The 18,226-nt window shown below is 72.3% G+C and carries 15 protein-coding genes; 3 read left to right on the forward strand and 12 right to left on the reverse strand.

Annotated elements, in window-relative coordinates; genetic code table 11:
• Positions 1-194: 194 nt before the first annotated feature.
• From ACIQPT_RS17250 to ACIQPT_RS17265, 4 genes are all read right to left on the reverse strand, one after another.
• Complete coding sequence (locus ACIQPT_RS17250) at positions 195-1,298, reverse strand: branched-chain amino acid aminotransferase (protein WP_401156683.1); 1,104 nt, start codon at positions 1,296-1,298, stop codon at positions 195-197.
• A 256-nt stretch (positions 1,299-1,554) separates the two neighbouring features.
• A complete protein-coding gene (locus ACIQPT_RS17255; protein WP_401156685.1) occupies positions 1,555-2,598 on the reverse strand; it encodes a 3-isopropylmalate dehydrogenase in 1,044 nt (347 codons plus the stop codon).
• Between the two features lie 124 nt (positions 2,599-2,722).
• Positions 2,723-2,851: a hypothetical protein gene (locus ACIQPT_RS17260; RefSeq protein WP_401156686.1), complete on the reverse strand. Its 129-nt coding sequence runs from the start codon at positions 2,849-2,851 to the stop codon at positions 2,723-2,725.
• 230 nt (positions 2,852-3,081) lie between these two features.
• Entirely contained in the window at positions 3,082-3,999 is a 918-nt protein-coding gene (locus ACIQPT_RS17265; protein ID WP_401156688.1) for a LysR family transcriptional regulator, read from the reverse strand.
• Between the two features lie 137 nt (positions 4,000-4,136).
• Between ACIQPT_RS17265 and ACIQPT_RS17270 the strand changes: the two genes are divergently transcribed.
• Positions 4,137-5,150: an NADP-dependent oxidoreductase gene (locus tag ACIQPT_RS17270; RefSeq protein ID WP_401156689.1), complete on the forward strand. Its 1,014-nt coding sequence runs from the start codon at positions 4,137-4,139 to the stop codon at positions 5,148-5,150.
• A gap of 179 nt (positions 5,151-5,329) precedes the next feature.
• Here ACIQPT_RS17270 and ACIQPT_RS17275 read toward each other — a convergent pair whose 3' ends face one another.
• On the reverse strand, positions 5,330-6,397 hold the full coding sequence (locus ACIQPT_RS17275) for a S1 family peptidase (RefSeq protein WP_401156691.1): 1,068 nt from the start codon (positions 6,395-6,397) through the stop codon (positions 5,330-5,332).
• A gap of 217 nt (positions 6,398-6,614) precedes the next feature.
• Between ACIQPT_RS17275 and ACIQPT_RS17280 the strand changes: the two genes are divergently transcribed.
• Positions 6,615-7,325, forward strand: a complete 711-nt coding sequence (locus ACIQPT_RS17280) for a nitroreductase family protein (protein WP_401156692.1) — start codon at positions 6,615-6,617, stop codon at positions 7,323-7,325.
• A 143-nt stretch (positions 7,326-7,468) separates the two neighbouring features.
• Here the strand turns inward: ACIQPT_RS17280 and pruA are convergent, their stop codons facing one another.
• Together pruA and ACIQPT_RS17290 are read right to left on the reverse strand one after the other, a co-directional pair.
• The gene (pruA, locus tag ACIQPT_RS17285; protein ID WP_401156694.1) at positions 7,469-9,100 is read right to left on the reverse strand and encodes an L-glutamate gamma-semialdehyde dehydrogenase; all 1,632 of its coding nucleotides are present in this window, start codon (positions 9,098-9,100) and stop codon (positions 7,469-7,471) included.
• A 79-nt stretch (positions 9,101-9,179) separates the two neighbouring features.
• Positions 9,180-10,106 (reverse strand): proline dehydrogenase family protein, encoded by a 927-nt coding sequence (locus ACIQPT_RS17290; protein WP_401156696.1) that lies wholly within the window; start codon positions 10,104-10,106, stop codon positions 9,180-9,182.
• 191 nt (positions 10,107-10,297) lie between these two features.
• Between ACIQPT_RS17290 and ACIQPT_RS17295 the strand changes: the two genes are divergently transcribed.
• Complete coding sequence (locus tag ACIQPT_RS17295) at positions 10,298-11,446, forward strand: PucR family transcriptional regulator (protein ID WP_401156697.1); 1,149 nt, start codon at positions 10,298-10,300, stop codon at positions 11,444-11,446.
• An 18-nt stretch (positions 11,447-11,464) separates the two neighbouring features.
• Here ACIQPT_RS17295 and ACIQPT_RS17300 read toward each other — a convergent pair whose 3' ends face one another.
• The 5 genes from ACIQPT_RS17300 to serA form a co-directional block, all read right to left on the reverse strand.
• Entirely contained in the window at positions 11,465-12,247 is a 783-nt protein-coding gene (locus ACIQPT_RS17300; protein ID WP_401156699.1) for an isoprenyl transferase, read from the reverse strand.
• A 99-nt stretch (positions 12,248-12,346) separates the two neighbouring features.
• A complete protein-coding gene (locus tag ACIQPT_RS17305; protein WP_401156701.1) occupies positions 12,347-12,877 on the reverse strand; it encodes a hypothetical protein in 531 nt (176 codons plus the stop codon).
• Positions 12,874-13,572, reverse strand: a complete 699-nt coding sequence (locus tag ACIQPT_RS17310; RefSeq protein ID WP_401156703.1) for a hypothetical protein — start codon at positions 13,570-13,572, stop codon at positions 12,874-12,876. Before ACIQPT_RS17310 ends, ACIQPT_RS17305 begins: the two co-directional genes overlap by 4 nt.
• A gap of 91 nt (positions 13,573-13,663) precedes the next feature.
• Positions 13,664-16,105 (reverse strand): Tox-REase-5 domain-containing protein, encoded by a 2,442-nt coding sequence (locus ACIQPT_RS17315; protein ID WP_401156704.1) that lies wholly within the window; start codon positions 16,103-16,105, stop codon positions 13,664-13,666.
• Between the two features lie 188 nt (positions 16,106-16,293).
• Positions 16,294-17,886 (reverse strand): phosphoglycerate dehydrogenase, encoded by a 1,593-nt coding sequence (serA, locus tag ACIQPT_RS17320; protein ID WP_401156706.1) that lies wholly within the window; start codon positions 17,884-17,886, stop codon positions 16,294-16,296.
• Between the last annotated feature and the right edge of the window lie 340 nt (positions 17,887-18,226).

An 18,226-nucleotide genomic window follows, 5' to 3' on the forward strand; every position in this document is an offset into this window, starting at 1 on the left:
ACGTACCGGGCGTGTCAGCTCCGTTCACAGTGCGCTCTCCCCCGAGTGTGCATTCGACAGTCCAACTGAACGACCGCAGCAAATGCGTTGCAGAGGACCGGCGGCCCCTGGGCCGGCCGGCGCACGGCCGGATCATCGGCATACGCATCGGGCCCCACCCGGATCGGGTGGGGCCCTGAACGTCAGCGGAGGTCCTAGCCGAGCGGGTGCATCCAGCCGTGGGTGTCCTCGACGACGCCGCGCTGGATGTCGAGAAGGCGCTCCCGCAGCTTCATGGTGACCTCGCCGGGCTCGCCGCCGCTCTGGGTCCACTCGCCGCCCTCGGACTTCACCAGGCCGACGGGGGTGATGACGGCGGCGGTGCCGCAGGCGAAGACCTCGACGAGGGTGCCCTCGGCGGTGTCGTCGCGCCACTGGTCGATGGAGACCCGGCCCTCCTCGGAGCCGTAACCCAGGTCGCGGGCGACCTTGAGGAGGGAGTCACGGGTGACGCCGGCGAGGAGGGAGCCGGTGAGGGCGGGCGTGATGATCTTCTTCGAGCCGTCCTCCTGGGCGTACACGAAGTAGAGGTTCATCCCGCCGAGCTCCTCGACCCACTTGTGCTCGACCGCGTCGAGGTAGGCGACCTGGGCGCAGCCGTGCGCGGCGGCCTCGGCCTGGGCGAGGAGGGAGGCGGCGTAGTTGCCGCCGGTCTTGGCGTCGCCCATGCCGCCGGGGACGGCGCGGACGCGGTTCTCCGAGAGCCAGATGGAGACCGGCTTCACACCGCCGGGGAAGTAGGCGCCGGCGGGCGAGGCGATGACCAGGAAGAGGTACTCGTTGGCCGGCTTCACGCCGAGGCCGACCTCGGTGGCGATCATGAACGGGCGCAGGTAGAGGGACTCCTCGCCGCCGTGCGACGGGACCCACGCCTTGTCCTGCTGCACCAGCGCGTCGCACGCCGCGATGAACGTCTCGACGGGCAGTTCGGGCATGGCGAGGCGGGCGGCCGAGCGCTGGAAGCGCCGGGCGTTGGCGTCGGGGCGGAAGGAGGCGACCGTGCCGTCGGGCTGGCGGTAGGCCTTGAGCCCCTCGAAGATCTCCTGCGCGTAGTGCAGGGTCATGTTGGCCGGGTCCAGCGACAGCGGGCCGTAGGGGACCAGCTCGGCGTCGTGCCAGCCGCGGCCCTCGGTCCAGCGGATGGTCACCATGTGATCGGTGAAGTGCCGGCCGAATCCGGGGTTGGCCAGGATCGCCTCGCGCTCCGCGTCGGACAGCGGGTTCGAGGAGGGCTTGAGCTCGATCGTGGGCGTCGTCATGAGTGCGTGTCCTTCACCGGTCTTGTGTGTGATGGACCGCGCTCACGCCCGCCTCGGCCCGACGCTTTTCGGTCAGGTCCTAGGACGTCCGAGCTTTACCGCAAGCCACGGCCCCGCGTTCGATTATCTCTTGCGGGGGGCCATGCACGAAATGGTGTGAATGCGGTCCAGGGGTCGATGGTGGCACCCGGGGGCCGCACAGGTGAAGCCGCCGGGTGCTTTCGCTGACCCGGCGGCTTCGAATGGAGTCGTCGGGTCAGCTCGCTACGCGTACCGCGAGAGCGTCGCCGATCTCGTCGGTCGTCCGCGCAGTGGCCCCGTCGCGCTCCGCGAGATCGGCGGAGACGGCGTCCTCGATGCGCACGGCCTCGGCCTCGTAGCCGAGGTGGCGCAGCAGGAGGGCGACGGAGAGGACCGTGGCGGTCGGGTCGGCCTTGCCCTGCCCCGCGATGTCGGGGGCGGAGCCGTGGACCGGCTCGAACATCGACGGGAACGCGCCCGTCGGGTTGATGTTGCCGGAGGCGGCCAGGCCGATGCCGCCGGAGACGGCGGCGGCGAGGTCGGTGAGGATGTCGCCGAAGAGGTTGTCGGTGACGATGACGTCGAAGCGCTCCGGCTGGGTGACGAAGAAGATCGTCGCGGCGTCGACGTGCAGATAGTCGGTGCTGACCTGCGGATACTCGGCGGCGACCTTGTCGAAGGTGTTCTTCCAGAGGTGGCCGGCGTAGACGAGGACGTTGTTCTTGTGGACCAGCGTCAGCTTCTTGCGCGGGCGGGCGGCCGCACGCTCGAAGGCGTCCCGGACCACGCGCTCGACGCCGTACGCCGTGTTGAGGCTGACCTCGGTGGCGACCTCGGCGGGGGTGCCGGTGCGCAGCGAGCCGCCGTTGCCGGTGTACGGGCCCTCGGTGCCCTCGCGGACGACGACGAAGTCGATGTCGGGGCGGCCGGCGAGCGGGGTCGCGGTGTTCGGGAAGAGCTTGGAGGGGCGCAGGTTGATGAAGTGGTCGAAGGCGAAACGCAGCTTCAGCAGCAGGCCCCGCTCCAGGACGCCGGACGGCACGGACGGGTCGCCGATCGCGCCGAGGAGGATGGCGTCGTGGTTCTTGAGGGCTTCCAGCTCCGCGTCCGGGAGGGTGTCACCGGTGCGGTGCCAGCGCTGGGCGCCGAGGTCGTACTCCTTGGTCTCCAGCTTCACATCCTGCGGGAGGACAGCGTTGAGGACCTTGAGGCCCTGGGCCACGACTTCCTGGCCGATTCCGTCACCGGGGATCACTGCGAGATCGATGCTGCGAGACATGCCGGAAGCCTAACGGTGCGTCCCACCCCATGACATCCGGCGTCCACCATACGGACGGACCGTAAGGGCGTTCGAGGCGTTCGGGGGTGTTCGGGGTGGGGGCGAGTGAGTGGTACGCGGCGGCTCAGTGGCCGGTCGAGCCGCCGTTGTCGCGACGGTCGAGGGCGCGCTGGAGGGCTGCGGCGGCGTTCTTGCGGTCCGACTCCGACGGGCGGGCGGTGTGGCGGACGCGGCGAGCGGTGGTGGTGGCCATGATGGATCGACTCCTTGAGATCGCATGGATGCCGGGGGCAGGCCGCACAGCATGGTGCGGCGCCGGGGCCGGGCCGGGATCGGATTTCGAGGTGCCGGAAGGAGCGGGGAGCGTACGCCGCAGGGGTTACCTGCTTCGGGGCGTGCGCCCGCAACCGCCACAGTCGCTCGATCGAGCGATTCGTTCGGCTCCTACAAAGCTAGGACAGTCGGGCCGCTCTGTCTCCACAGTTACTCGGACTTCCTACTATCTGAGACGGCCGACTTCACGCGCTCCGCCCGCAGCTCCCGGATCAGCGCCCGCACGGCGAGCGATCGCGCCTGCTCAGGGGTGGTGAGATAGCCGATCGAGCGGGTGGGACGGTCGGGTCCGAGAGCGGTGATCTCCGTTCCGGCGGGTGCTCCGTACAGGGACAGACCGGGCATGATCGCCATGCCGAGGCCGCGGGACACCATCGAGAGCACCGCCCCGTCGTCCTCGGCCTCGACCGTCGCCCGGGGGATCCACTCCTGGGCCGCCCACCAGTCGCGGGTGTACGAGGTGCAGTTCTCGGCCCAGTCGACCAGGGGCAGGGTGCGGGGCGCCGCGTGCCCGGCCGGGTGCACCAGGGAGTACTCCTCCTCCAGCAGGACGCCGCCGACCAGTCCCGGCTCCACCGGCGAGGTCGTCCCCAGCGTCGCGACGGCCAGGTCCGCCCGCCCGTCCAGCACCTCGCCGGCCGTGCCCCGGCCCACTTCGCGGACCATCCGGACCACCGGCTCGATCCCCGGATGGCGGGCGGTGAGACGCTCCAGCGCCGGCGGCAGCAGATACAGCGCGGCGCTGCGGAAGGCGGCGATCCGCAGCGGACCGCTCACCGTGTCCACGCCGCCGGACCCGGCGGCGGCCCCCCGGGCCTCGGCGCCGAGCACATCGAGCAGCCGCAGGACGCGCCGGGCGTGCCCGGCGACCACCTCACCGGCCGGGGTGGGCGTGGCACCGTGGCGGCCGCGCTCGAAGAGCACCGCGCCGATCTTGCGCTCGCCGGAACGTACGGAGTGGGACACGGCGGACTGCGTCATGCCGAGGGTCCGGGCGGCGGCCGAGAATCCGCGGGTGTCGGCGACGGCGGCGATGACACGGAGCTCCTGCGGGAGGAGGTCGGTCACCGCTCCGCCCGCCCCGTGCACCGCACGTCAGGTGATCCCGCCCCCGGGACCCTTGCATGAATGCTGTTCATGGAAGGGATTGTTCCATCGACGCCGCCCCCTGCCCGACCGCCGCGTTCCCTCCTACCGTCACCGGCATGACGACACAGCGCACCGCCCGCTCCTTTCGACTCACCGCCCGCCCGCACGGTTTCCCGACGGCGGACCTCTTCGCCGTGGACGAGTCGCCCGTACCGGAACCGGCCCCCGGTACGGCCGTGGTGGAGAACCTCTATCTCTCGGTGGACCCGTACCACCGCGAGCTGATGGACGAGGGCGGCTGGGAGCTGGGCACCCCGCTGGAGGGCCGCGCCATCGGCCGGGTGACGGCCTCCCGCACCCCCGGCCTCGCGGAGGGCGATCTCGTCCTCCACCGTGCGGGCTGGCGGACCCATGCCGTGGTGACGCCCGGTGAGGGCGGAGTGCGGACGGTTCCCTCGTACGACGGGGTCCCGCTCACCGCCCATCTCTCGATCCTCGGCGGCACCGGGCTCACCGCCTATGTGGCGCTCACCCGGACGCTGGAGTTCCGGGCCGGTCAGGACCTCTTCGTCTCGGCGGCGGCGGGCGGGGTCGGCACGGCGGTGGCGCGGATCGCGCGGCTGCTCGGCGCCGGACGCCTGATCGGCAGCGCGGGAACGCCCGCGAAGGTCGCCCGGCTGACCGGGGAACTCGGCTTCGACGCGGCCTTCGACTACCACGACGGACCGGTCGGCGAACTGCTGGCGAAAGCCGCCCCGGACGGCATCGACGCCTATGTCGACAACGTCGGCGGGGACCACCTGGAGGGCGCGATCTCGGTCCTCCGCGACCACGGGCGGATCGCCTGGGTCGGCGCGATCTCGCAGTACCACTCCGCGCACGAGCCGCCCGCCGCTCCGCGCAACCTGTTCGACATCGTGGGGAAGAGCCTGCGTCTGGAAGGGGTGCTGGTGCGCGACTACGGGCACGCGCAGGCGGAGTTGGACGCGCTCCTGGTGCCGCATCTGCGGAGCGGTCTGATCACGCCGGACGTCACCGTCGTGGACGGCTTCGAGCGGACGGTGGACGGGTTCTTCGGGATGCTGCGGGGCGAGAACACCGGCAAGATGCTGATCCGGATCGCCGACTGAGGTCCGGGTCCCGCCCCGCCCGTACGCGAAGCCCCGCCCGTACGCGAAGGCCCGCCCGTACGCGAAGGCCCGCCCGTACGCGAAGGCCCGCCCGGACGCGAAGGCCCGCCCGGACCGGGGTGCGCGGCGGTCCGGGCGGGCACGGTGTTCCTGGCGGGGTACGCGGAGCAGGTGGTGGCTCAGTACACCGTCACGCCGTACGCCGAGAGCGCCTCGGTGACCGGCTGGTGGATGGCCGAGCCCGCGGTGCCCGAGCAGCCGGAGCTGCCGGAGTGGATGCCGAGGGCGACGGATCCGGCGAAGTGGGCGCCGCCGCTGTCGCCGCCGGCCGAGCAGGCGGTGGTGCGGACCATGTTGTAGACGGGCCCGTCGCCGTAGTTGACGGTGACGTTGACGGCGGTGACGGTGCCGCTGGTCACCTGGGTGGTGGAGCCGCTCTTGCTGATCGCCTGGCCGACGACGGCGTTGGCGGCGGAGCTGATGTCCTGGGTGGAGCCGTTGTAGAGGTCGACCGTTCCGGCGGGCGAGGAGCCGTCGGTGTAGCGGACGATGCCGTAGTCGTTGGTCGGGAAGCTGGTGCCCTCCCGGACGCCGATGACCGAACCGCCGGAGCTGGCCGACCAATTGGCGGAGATGTTGGTGCAGTGTCCGGCGGTCACGAAGTAACGCGCCCCGCCCTTGGTGACGTTGAAGGCCGCCGAGCAGCGGCTGCCGCCACCGTAGATCGCTCCGCCGCCCAGCACCTCGCGGTGGAAGACGCCGGGTACGCGCTTGATGTCGACCGCGCCGTCGAGCCGTTCGGCGACGGCTTCGAGGCGGGCCAGGCCCTGCGCGGAGACGGAGGAGTCGGCCTCGACGGCGACCCGGTTGGTGCGCGGGTCGACACCCCAGGAGGTGCCGGTGATCTTCGCCTCGGCCTCCAGGGTCGCCATCGCGGCGTCGAGCTGGGCGGCGCTGCGGGCCACCCGGCGGACGGTGGCGCCGGTGGCGCGGGCCTGCTCCTCGGCCCGGTCGGTGGTGACGGTGACGACCAGGTTCCCGGTCTTCGCGTCGAGGTAGGTGCCGGCGGTGGCGGCCCCGAGCTGTCGTTCGACGGCGGCGTCGAGCGCGTACGCGGAGGGGGCGGGGATCGCCGAGGGGGTGGGCTCCGGGGTGCCGGCGGCGGTGGAGGGGGCGGCTCCGAGGCCGAGGGCGCCGGCGACGAGCAGCAGGGAAACGCCCAGGCGCGCGCGGGAGTTGCGTCTCATGGGGGGACTCCTTCTGGGGTGACGTGTGGGGACGTACCGAGAAGGAATTTGACATGCTCATTACCTAGACCACAAGACCGCGTGCCCCGGGGACCCGCTGGGCGGACGGCCCGCACCGGTCACCGGTCACCGGTCATCGGACGCTGACCGGGACCGGCTCCGCGCCTGTCCGAAGTGCGGCTTCCGCCGGGCCGCCCCCGCCGCGCACACTGCGGCCATGTCCGACACGACGCCCGCACCCGCGCGGTGGTCGCCCACCCACGGCGACCCGTACCGCCCCACGCCCTACCGCCCCGGGCGGACCGCCCCCGAGGAGTCCCTCGCCCGCGCCGCCCGGCTGCGGGAGCGCATGGACGAGCGCAGGACCGTCCGCTCCTTCTCCCCCGACCCGGTCCCCGAGCAGGTGGTGCGCGACGCCATCGCGTGCGCGGCCACCGCCCCCTCCGGCGCGCACCAGCAGCCGTGGACCTTCGCCCTGGTCAAGGACCCCGAGGTCCGCCGCCGGATCCGGGAGGCCGCCGAGCACGAGGAGAAGGTGAGCTACGACGGGCGGCTCGGCGAGGAGTGGCTGGCCGCGCTGCGCCCGCTGGGCACGGACGCGGTGAAGGCCCATATGACGGACGCGCCCGCCCTGATCGTGGTGTTCCAGCAGCGCTACTGGCTGGGCGAGGACGGCACGAAGCGCAAGCACTACTACGTCGACGAGTCCGTCGGGATCGCGGTGGGCATGCTGCTCACCGCCCTGCATCTGTCCGGTCTCGCCGCGCTGATCCACACCCCGAGCCCGATGCGCTTCCTCGGCGAGGTCCTGGGCCGGCCCGAGAACGAGAAGGCGTTCGCCGTGATCCCCGTCGGCTATCCCGCCGACGACTGCGAGGTTCCCGACCTGGTGCGCAAGTCGCCGGATCAGGTGCTCGTGGAGATCTGAGGGGCCCCGCCGGCCCCGTACGAAGAGGCACATGGAAACCGCCCCCCGGCCGGCAGGGGGGCCGGTCGGGGGGCGGTGCTCAGGAGGCCTCCGTCACGGAGGCCCTGGTCCGGGGCGTCGTGCTGCGGCGCCCCGGGAGGGCGTCAGCCCTGGTGGGGGTAGGTGTACTCGGTCGGCGGGACCAGCGTCTCCTTGATGGCCCGGGTCAGGGTCCAGCGCTGGAGGTTCTGCGGGGCGCCCGCCTTGTCGCAGGTGCCGGAGGCGCGGCCGCCGCCGAAGGGCTGCTGGCCGACGACGGCGCCGGTCGACTTGTCGTTGATGTAGAAGTTGCCCGCGGCGTAGCGGAGCTTGTCCATCGTGTACGCGGCGGCCGCACGGTCGCCCGCGATGACCGAGCCGGTCAGCGCGTAGTCCGAGACGGACTCCATCTGCTCCAGCATGGCGTCGTACTTCTCGTCCTCGTAGACGTGGATCGCGAGGATCGGACCGAAGTACTCGGTCGTGAAGACCTCGCTCTCCGGGTCGGAGCAGACGATGACGGTCGGGCGGACGAAGTAGCCCACCGAGTCGTCGTAGGTGCCGCCCGCGACGATGGTGCACGCCGGGTCGGACTTCGCACGGTCGATCGCGGCCTTGTTCTTGGCGAACGAGCGCTCGTCGATGACGGCCCCGATGAAGTTCGACAGGTCGGTGACGTCGCCCATGGTGATGGAGTCGACCTCGGCCGCGAACTCCTCCTGGAAACCGGAGTTCCAGATGGAGGCCGGGACGTACGCCCGCGAGGACGCCGAGCACTTCTGGCCCTGGAACTCGAAGGAGCCGCGGGTCAGCGCGGTCTTCAGGATGGCGCGGTCGGCGCTGGGGTGCGCGACGACGAAGTCCTTGCCGCCGGTCTCGCCGACGAGCCGCGGGTAGGTGCGGTAGTTGGCGATGTTGTTGCCGACCGTCTTCCACAGGTGCTGGAAGGTGGGGGTCGAGCCGGTGAAGTGGATGCCGGCCAGGTCGCGGTGGTTCAGCGCCACCTCGGAGACGGCGATGCCGTCGCCGGTGACCAGGTTGATGACGCCCTTGGGCAGACCGGCCTCCTCCAGGAGCTGCATCAGCAGCACGGCGGCGTGGGTCTGGGTCGGGGACGGCTTCCACACCACGACGTTGCCCATGAGGGCGGGGGCGGTGGGGAGGTTGCCCGCGATGGCCGTGAAGTTGAACGGCGTGATCGCGTAGACGAAGCCCTCCAGCGGGCGGTGGTCCATGCGGTTCCACACGCCCGGGGAGTTCGCCGGGGGCTGCTCGGCGAGGATCTGGCGCGCGTAGTGCACGTTGAAGCGCCAGAAGTCGATGAGCTCGCAGGGGGTGTCGATCTCGGCCTGCTGGGCGGTCTTGGACTGGCCGAGCATGGTGGAGGCGGCCAGCGTCTCGCGCCAGGGGCCCGCCAGCAGCTCGGCGGCGCGCAGGATGATCGCCGCGCGGTCGTCGAAGGCCATCGCGCGCCAGGCCGGAGCGGCGGCGAGGGCCGCGTCGACGGCGTCCTGGGCGTCCTGCTCGGTGGCGCCGGCGAAGGTGCCGATGACGGCCCGGTGGTTGTGCGGCTGTACGACGTTGACCCGCTCACCGCCGCCCATCCGCTTCTCGCCGCCGATGGTCATCGGCAGGTCGATCGGGTTCTCGGCGAGCTCCTTGAGCTTCAGCTCCAGGCGGGCGCGCTCCGGGGAGCCCGGGGCGTAGGAGTGGACCGGCTCGTTGACCGGCGCGGGGACCTGGGTGACGGCGTCCATGGTTGCCTTGTCTCCTTGGTGTCGGCGGGGATGGGTGTGTCGGCCGTGGCCGGTTCAGCCCCGGGTCGGGGCCGGGCGCTCAGCCCTTGGTGAGGATCGAGCGGCCGAAGAACAGCAGGTTGGCCGGCTTCTCCGCGAGGCGGCGCATGAAATATCCGTACCAGTCGGTGCCGTACGCCGTGTAGACGCGCATCCGGTGGCCCTCGGCCGCGAGCCGGATGTGCTCGTCGCTGCGGATGCCGTACAGCATCTGGAACTCGTACTCATCCAGTTTGCGCCCGGCCTGGCGGCCCAGCTCCTGGGCGATGGCGATGAGACGGGGGTCGTGGGACCCGATCATCGGGTAGCCCTCGCCCTCCATCAGGATCCTGGTGATACGGACGTACGCCTTGTCGATCTCGGCCTTGTCCTGGTACGCGACGGAGGCGGGCTCCTTGTAGGCGCCCTTCACGATACGGACGCGGCTGCCGGCCTCGGCCAGGCGGCGGGCGTCGTCCTCGGTGCGGAACAGGTAGGACTGGATGACACAGCCGGTCTGCGGGAAGTCCTTCCGCAGCTCCTCGTGGATGGCGAACATCGAGTCGAGGGTGGTGTGGTCCTCGGCGTCCAGGGTGACCGTGGTGCCGATGGCGGCCGCCGCCTCGACGACCGGGCGCACGTTGGCGAGGGCCAGCTCGTGGCCGCCCTCCAGCGCCTGGCCGAACATGGACAGCTTCACGGACATCTCGGCGCGGGTGCCGAGGTCCAGGGCCTTCAGGCGCTCGACGAGCTCCAGGTAGGCGTCGCGGGCGGCCTCGGCCTGCGCGGGGGTGGTGATGTCCTCGCCGACGACGTCGAGCGTGACCTCAAGACCCTTGTCCGCGGCGTCCTCGACGATCGGCACGACCTGGTCGACGGTCTCTCCGGCGATGAAGCGGTCGACGACCTGCTTGGTGCCGGGCGCGGCCGAGACGAACCGGCGCATCTTGTCGCTGCGCGATGCGGCGAGAATCACGGGACCCAGCACGGGGCACCTCCACGAATGTACGGACGAGGGGCCGTAGCGGTACGGATGTGAACGGACCGGTACGGCACGGATAACCACCGTGAAATCTAGGGACCGCTCCGATCCTGTGCCATCGACACCTGTCACGCATCCGTGGCCGCCATCTCAGACATCTGTCTGAAGAAGACGGCGAAGGGGTGCAGAATGGCGGAGTGACAGGCGATTACCAGGAACTGGTCGACGAGATCTCGGCCCTTCTCGACGCCCCGGCCACCCTGGAGAACCGCGACTTCGGCCTGGTCGCCTTCGGAGCGCACGACAGCGACGACGACACCGCGATGGACCCGGTCCGCACCCGCTCGATCCTGACCCGGCGCTCCACGCCCGCCGTCCGCGCCTGGTTCGAGGGCTTCGGCATCACCCGGGCGACCGCCCCGGTCCGGATCCCCGCCGCGCCGGAGGCCGGAGTCTTCCGGGACCGCATCTGCCTTCCCGTACGCCATCGGGGTGTCGTCCTCGGTTACGTCTGGCTGCTCGACGCGGACCCGGGCCCGACCGACGAGCGGCTGGCCGCCGCGATGGAGGTCGCCGCCCGGATCGGGGCGCTGCTCTCCGACGAGGCGCGGGCGGGCGCGGACCTCTCGCGGGAGTTCGGCGCGGTGCTCGCGGCGGGCCCCGGCCGGCAGCACGACACCGCCGTCGCCGCACTGGGCGAGGCCCTGGGACGGGACGCGGAGGGGCTGCACACCGTGGTGTGCGTGACCCCGTGGGCGGACGACACGCCTTCGGTACGGGGAGTGGCCTCGGCGGCCGCGCTGGCGACGGTCGCCGCGCCGGGGGCCGCAGGGCCAATGTCCCTGGCCGCGCTCGTCCGGCTGCGCTCGGCGGACCGCCTGGACCCGGCCCTGAGCGCCGCGGACCGGCTGCGCTCCACCGCGGGACCGGCCGCCACCGGGGGGATCGCCGCGCCGCGCCGGGGCCTGGACGAGCTGACGGTGTCCTGGCGCGAGGCCACGGCGGCGGCCCGCGCGGCCCGGGCCGAGACCCGGTTCGGCCCGGTCGCCCGCTGGTCGGCGATCGGCCCGTACCGCCTGCTGACCGCCCTCCCGGGCACCGGCAACGACCCCGGCGACCCGGCGGTCGCCTCGCTGCTGACCCCGCTGCACCGGGAGCTGGCCCACACCGCCGAGGTGTTCCTGGACTGCGCGGGCCAGGCGAGCCGGACGGCCGCCGCGCTGGGCATCCACCGCCAGACGCTGTACTACCGGCTCTCCCGGATCCAGCAGATCACCGGCCTCGATCTGAACGACGGCGAGGACCGGCTGCTGCTGCACATGGCGGTGAAGCGGGCGCGGCTGTAGGGGCACTCCGCGGGCCGCTCACTTGCCGAAGCGGCGTTCCCGGTTGGCGTACGAGCGCAGCGCGCGCAGGAAGTCCACGTGCCGGAAGGCCGGCCAGTAGCAGTCCACCCAGTGCATCTCGGCGTACGCGGACTGCCAGAGCAGGAAGCCGGACAGCCGCTGCTCCCCGGAGGTGCGGATGATGAAGTCGGTGTGGTCGGCCACCGGTGAGTAGAGGTGCCGGGAGATGTCGTCGATCCCGAACCGGGCGACCAGTTCGGCCGGGTCGCCCCCGGCGGCCATGTGCTCCTCGAAGGCGGCCTTCACCGCGTCGACGATCTCGCGCCGGCCGCCGTAGCCGACCGCCACGTCCACCTTGAGCCCGCCGCGCCCGGTCGTGGCGGAGGTGGCCTCCTTGAGCACCCGGGCGCTGGTGCCGGGCAGCATGTCGAGCGAGCCGATCGCCCGGACCTCCCAGTCCCGGCCCTCGGCGGTGATGTCCCGGACGGTCTCCTCGATGACCTCGATCAGCGGGCCGAGCTCTTCGGCGGGGCGGCCGAGGTTGTCGTCGGAGAGCATGAAGAGGGTCACGTGCTCGATCCCGGCGGCCGTGCACCAGCCCAGGAACGTGGTCACCTTGGCGCCGCCCGCCCGGTAGCCCTCCCGGACGTCCGTGTGGCCGGCCTTCCGGGCCCAGCGACGGTTGCCGTCGACCATGATCCCGACATGCTGGGGGCGCGGCAGGCCCACCAGGGTGCTGGCGAGCCGGCGCTCGTACACCGCTTCGATCGGCCGTCGGAGGAACAGGGGGAGCAGCTTCACTTCATGAACCCTCTCCAGCGCGGGACGGCTGATGTCGATGGACCTTATCAGCGGCTCAGGCCGACTCCGGCCGGACCGGAGCGGGGTCGGGCGGGCGCCTCACAACGGGCCGTCGCCGTCCTCCGGTTCGGTAATCGGACGCTCGCTGACCAGGGCGGCCAGCACCAGCGGCGCGTCCCCGTCGCTGTGGCCGAGAGTCAGGCCGATCCATCGGCCGCCGGCGGCGACCGGGCCCCAGACCACCAGGTCTCCGTACAGGTCCTCGGCGAACAGCGCCTCGAACAGCGGCTCCACGGGCGCACCGCCCTGCCACCGCATCAGCGGCACATGCGGCCGCACCGTGCGGTGCGGACCCCAGCGGTCGCCCAACACCCGTGCCAGCACGGCAAGGTGAGCCTCGGCGGCCTCCTCGGCGTCGTTCCACTCGGGGGCGTACACGCCGGTGAGCGGGTCGCCCTCCCAGAGCGGCACGATCCGGAAGCCCGCCCCGACGGTGACCGTCCACTCCCCGGTGGCCGGGTCGCCCTCGGCGGCGGTGGGGCCGTCGGCCGGTACGGGAGCGGCCAGGAGCCCGGTCACCTCGGCGACCGCCCGCTCCGCGTCGAAGGCCTCGCCCGCCCGGCAGGTCACAGGACGGCCCGGTCCATCGGACGGGGCAGCGGGGCCAACGCCCCCGCCCCGCGCAGCCGCTCGTACACCCGGACCACCGTCGCACTGTCGCCCGGGGCCGCGATGCTCAGCAACTCCCCGCCGCCGGGCAGGGGTTCACGGACGGTCTCCAGGTCGCCGGGGACGAGGGCGGCGCGGGCCGGGGAGAGATAGCCGGTCCGGCCGACGACCGGGTCGCCGACGGAGTAGTCGGCGTCGTCCTCCAGCGCGTCCAGCACATCGTCGTCGCTCACATCGCCGAAGTCCGGTTCCCACACCCGGGCGACGAGGGTGAGGAGCGCCTCCTCGGGGACCACGGCCTCGTCCGGGGCGTGCAGGATGATCGCGAGCGACTGGAGCAGGAACTCCGGTGCTCCCCCGGCCAGTCCGCTGACCTCTGCCTCCCAGCCGCGCGCCCCGGTGCCGACGAGCCGCAGCCCGGTGCCGGTGAGGTCCGACCAGTCGGCAGCGCTCTGGGCGGTGCGGAGCGCGGTGAGCAGGGTGTCCCCGTCGGCGGCGAAGGCGGTCGCGGGGCCGTTGCCGTGGACCTGGCTCCAGACGTCGGCCGCCTGCGGGACCAGCTCGGCGAACCCGTCGAGGGTCCGCCGCCACCGGTCGGCCAGCGCCTCGGCCGACTCCGGCCGGGGACCCCAGAAGCCCCGCACTACACGTCGCATGCTCGTCTCTCCTCCGCGTCGGCCTGCCCGCTGCACGCGGCTCCCCCGGCCGGACGACGGCCGGGGTCACCACGCGTTGCAGGCTACTCGGCTACTCGTCGAAGGCTCCCGGTTTCCTCGTGCTGTCGCCGGGCTTCGTCGGGCTGTGGACCACCTTGACCGGCAGCCCTTCGTCGCGGAACGCCTTGCGCGCCGCCTTGGCCACGTCCGGGTCGGAGAAGTGCCACTCCACGGTCCGGCCCCCGGACGCCTCCACCTGGGCGCGGGCCTCGGTGACGAACTTGTCCTTGCCGGACTTCGTGAGCGTGCCGCTGTCGGTCTTGGAGAGATAGCTGCCGTAGCCGTTCTTGGCCTCCAGGAACGTCTGCCGCGAGGAGTCCCAGCCGTCGTACTCCACCGCCGGCTTGCCCTCCCGGGGGTGCGGAACGACGTACTCCTGGCCCCGGTTGGTGCCGGTGACCTGCTCCTGGTAGCGCAGCCAGGACTCGTTCTTCCAGTTGGGCGCGGGGTTGCGGTCCCGGCTCGCCCAGTAGCCGTCGCCCGCGTCGGCGTCCCCGAGCGTGCGGTTCTTCAGGTCGTCGGCCCAGGACGGCGGGTTGTAGTTGCGCGGGTCGGAGGTGTCGTTGCGCTGCGCCTCCGGGTACTTCTTCTTGTCCACCTCGGCCTTGCGGGCCCGCTCGGGCTCCTCCAGCCGCTTCTGCTCCAGGTGCGCGGCCCGCTCGGCGGCCCGCGCCCGGGCCGCGGCGGCCTTGGCGGCCTCGTCGCACCCGCCGTCGGCGAGGACGGTCCGGGCCGCGGGGCCGCCCGCCAGCACGCCGGTGCCCGAGCCCGGCACACCGCCGGTGCCGCCGGTCCCGCCCCCGCCGTACCGCACGAGCGGCGGCCCGCCCGCGATCGCACAGCCGGTGCGGCGCGCCGCGTCCTCGGCGGTGTCGGCCGCGTCGTCGGCATCCTTCGCCGCCTTCCGTACGCCGTCGAGGTCGCCGGCCTCCGCGGCCTTACGGGCCCGGCGGGCCGCCGCGCCCGCGTCGTCGGCGGCGCGGCCCACGGCTCCGGCGACCTTGCCCAGCACACCGAGCTTACCGACCTTGCCGACGACCTTCCCGACGTTGTAGCCGGGGATGAAGATCGAGCCGACGTTCCAGATCACATCGGTGACCGCGCGGGTCTTCTCGCCGTTGTTCCAGCGCTCGCGGACCTCGTCCCCGACGAAGACGTCGTCGCCGACCGTGATCACGGTGTTGACGGAGGCCTTGCCCCAGTCCCACACCGCGCCCAGGTAGTCGCCGTCCGCCCACTTGTCGCCCGCGCCCGAGGAGTCCTTGACCCACTGGTCGCCGAGCTGACGGCCGTAGTCGGCGAGCCCCGCCCAGGTCTCCGGCTTGAACAGGTCGATGATCCCGGAGATGTCGCCCCAGAGCCCGTCGACCACGAGCCCCTTGACGACCTGCGTCGTACGGTCCCAGGCGCAGCCGAAGAAGCCCCAGCCGCCGCAGTCCTCCTTCTCCTCGGCCTGCTCCCCGCCGCCCTCGCCCTCGCCGTCGTCGGACGCCGGTACGTCGTAGGCGGCCTCGGGCTCCTCGCTGTCCTCGGGGAAGGTGTCCTCGCCGGTGCCGGGGCGGCCCGCGTCGTCGGGTCCGCCGGTGCCGCCGGCGGTCGTGGTGGAGCCGGGGCCGCCGGAGCTCTCGCCTCCGGTGGAGCCGGCCGTACCGCCGCTGCCTTCTGTGCCGCCGGACCCGCCGGACCCGCCGGTGTCTCCCGTGCTGCCTGTGCCGCCTGTGGTGCCGCCGGTGGTCGTCGAGCCGCTGTCGGCTCCTCCGTCCGAACCTCCGTCCGAACCTCCGTCCGTGCCGCCGTCCGTGCGGTCGCCCGCCTCGACGGAGCCGCTGCCGGGCGAGACCGGGCAGGAGCTGCCGGTCAGCGAGCAGATCGCCGACTGGAGGCCCTCGGTGATCCGGCCGCCGAGGCCGCCCACGGTCAGGGCGGCGATCAGCGCGACGACGATCAGGACCAGGCCCAGATACTCCAGCGCGGTCTGCCCCCGGTCCCGCTTCCAGGTGATCATGTGCGGGAGCGAGAACTTCGGCGGCTGCCCGCGCTCGCCGGGCGGCAGCCGGAACCACTCCCGGCTCCCCCGGCGGTTGATCAGGACGATGATCAGGACCGGCAGGACCAGCTGGGTCAGCCCGTCCGGCGATCCGTCCCCGAGGTTGCCGAGACCGCCGAGGATCAGCCACACCTGGACGGCGACGACGCCCCACCGCACCCGCGTGGAACCGGTCCTGACATGCCGGGCCAGCAGCGCCGCGAGCACCCCGGGCGCGGAGGCGTACAACAGGATGCCGAGCACCTCGGCGCCCATCGCGTCCGCGGCGAGGGCCGATCCGGACAGGCCGATCGCGCCCAGCACCGTGGCGCCGAACAGCACGAGGAGAGCCACACGGACCACGGTGAGCGGGCCCGGGAGGTCACGCCGCGGGGCGACGGCCGGGGCCGGGCCTCCCGCTACGGGTATGCCACCGACAGCAGACATACGTGATCCGACCCCCGGCGCCCATGAGTGACATGACAACCGGTCACCCTAGGGTCGGGCACCCGCTCGCGTCGTGGGCCCCAGGACCCAACCCCGGGCCCAGCCGGGCGGGTTGACCCACAGAGGAAAAACGGCTGCCGGGCGCCCCCGGTTGAGGGGCGCCCGGCAGCCGGGGTCGTACGGGTGTGTCAGTCGGTGAGGTTCACCGAACGGGCCGAGGACGCGCCGATCTCCTCGGCGATCTCGGTCAGCACCGGCTGCGGGACCGTCTCGTCGACGGTGAGGACGACGAGCGCCTCGCCGCCCTCCGCGGCCCGGGACACCTGCATGCCCGCGATGTTCAGCCCGGCCTCGCCGAGGATCTTGCCGACCGCGCCGACCACGCCGGGACGGTCCTGGTAGCGCAGGACGACCATGTGGTCGGCGAGCGCCAGATCGACGTCGTGCTCGCCGATGGCGACGATCTTCTGAAGGTTCTTCGGGCCGGCCAGCGTGCCGGAGACCGCGACCTCCTGACCGTCGGAGAGCGTGCCGCGCACGGTGACCACATTGCGGTGGTCGGGCGACTCGGAGCTGGTGGTGAGGCGGACCTCGACACCGCGCTCCTGCGCGAACAGAGGGGCGTTGACGTAGCTGACGGTCTCGTCGACGACGTCCTCGAAGACGCCCTTGAGCGCGGAGAGCTCCAGCACCTTGACGTCGTGCTGGGTGATCTCGCCGTACACCTCGACGTCGAGCCGGGCCGCGACCTCGCCCGCGAGCGCGGTGAAGATCCGGCCGAGCTTCTCGGCGAGCGGCAGACCGGGGCGTACGTCCTCGGCGATGACGCCGCCCTGGACGTTGACCGCGTCCGGGACCAGCTCACCGGCGAGCGCGAGACGGACGGACTTGGCGACCGCGATGCCCGCCTTCTCCTGCGCCTCGTCGGTGGAGGCGCCGAGGTGCGGGGTGCAGACGACCTGGTCGAACTGGAAGAGCGGGGAGTCCGTGCAGGGCTCCTTCGCGTACACATCGAGGCCGGCGCCGGCGACGCGGCCCTCCTTGAGCGCGGAGTACAGCGCCTCCTCGTCGACGATCCCGCCGCGCGCGGCGTTGACGATGCGCACCGAGGGCTTCACCTTGTGCAGCGCCTCGTCGCCGATGAGACCGAGGGTCTCCGGGGTCTTGGGCAGGTGCACCGTGATGAAGTCGGCGACCTCGAGCAGCTCGTCCAGGCTGAGGAGCTTGACGCCCATCTGCGCGGCGCGGGCCGGCTGGACGTAGGGGTCGTAGGCGACGATCTTCATGCCGAAGGCCGACATGCGCTGGGCGACCAGGACGCCGATGCGGCCGAGGCCGACGACGCCGAGGACCTTCTCGCTGAGCTCGACCCCGGTGTACTTGGAGCGCTTCCACTCGCCGTTCTTGAGCGCGGTGTTGGCCTGCGGGATGTTGCGCGCGGTGGCCACCAGCAGACCGCAGGCCAGCTCGGCGGCGGTGACGATGTTGGAGGTCGGGGCGTTGACGACCATCACGCCGGCCTTGGTGGCCGAGGAGACGTCGACGTTGTCCAGACCGACGCCCGCGCGGGCCACGACCCGGAGCTTCTTGGCGGCGGCGATGGCCTCGGCGTCGACCTTGGTGGCGGAGCGCACCAGGATGGCGTCGACGTCGGCGATCGCGGGGAGCAGCTCGGCGCGGTCCGCGCCGTTGCAGTGCCGGATCTCGAAATCCGGACCCAGGGCGTCGACCGTTGCGGGCGACAGCTCTTCAGCGATGAGTACGACAGGTTTCGAGCTCACGTGAGTCCTCACAAGTCCAGTGCGGACGGCCGTCCCGACGGCCGCAGGCGGTGGAGGGGCTAGCCGCGTGGTAGACGCACGACACTGTGGGCCCTGACGCGTGTATGTGTTGAGAAGTGTAGTCATGCGGCGGGCCACTTACTGCGCCCCGGTGGAAGGATCACCCGGACGAGGGTGGACGTCGTGTACACCCGTACGGAACAGCCCCTCCGGTACCCCCGTACGGAGCGGCTTCTCCGGTTGTCGCGGAGCGGGGGGGGGGGGGGGGGGGGCCCCCCCCCCCCCCCCCCCCCCCCGCCCCCGGCGCGGGGGGCCCACCACAAAATAATGGGCCCCACAC

Source organism: Streptomyces sp. NPDC091289, from assembly GCF_044757365.1.
GTDB lineage: Bacteria > Actinomycetota > Actinomycetes > Streptomycetales > Streptomycetaceae > Streptomyces.

Bases quoted from the DNA above. Each gene is read 5' to 3' on its own strand.
- ACIQPT_RS17250 (WP_401156683.1), bottom strand. From the start codon at position 1,298: ATGACGACGCCCACGATCGAGCTCAAGCCCTCCTCGAACCCGCTGTCC.
- ACIQPT_RS17255 (WP_401156685.1), bottom strand. From the start codon at position 2,598: ATGTCTCGCAGCATCGATCTCGCAGTGATCCCCGGTGACGGAATCGGC.
- ACIQPT_RS17260 (WP_401156686.1), bottom strand. From the start codon at position 2,851: ATGGCCACCACCACCGCTCGCCGCGTCCGCCACACCGCCCGCCCGTCG.
- ACIQPT_RS17270 (WP_401156689.1), top strand. From the start codon at position 4,137: ATGACGACACAGCGCACCGCCCGCTCCTTTCGACTCACCGCCCGCCCG.
- ACIQPT_RS17275 (WP_401156691.1), bottom strand. From the start codon at position 6,397: ATGAGACGCAACTCCCGCGCGCGCCTGGGCGTTTCCCTGCTGCTCGTC.
- ACIQPT_RS17280 (WP_401156692.1), top strand. From the start codon at position 6,615: ATGTCCGACACGACGCCCGCACCCGCGCGGTGGTCGCCCACCCACGGC.
- pruA (WP_401156694.1), bottom strand. From the start codon at position 9,100: ATGGACGCCGTCACCCAGGTCCCCGCGCCGGTCAACGAGCCGGTCCAC.
- ACIQPT_RS17310 (WP_401156703.1), bottom strand. From the start codon at position 13,572: ATGCGACGTGTAGTGCGGGGCTTCTGGGGTCCCCGGCCGGAGTCGGCC.
- ACIQPT_RS17315 (WP_401156704.1), bottom strand. From the start codon at position 16,105: ATGTCTGCTGTCGGTGGCATACCCGTAGCGGGAGGCCCGGCCCCGGCC.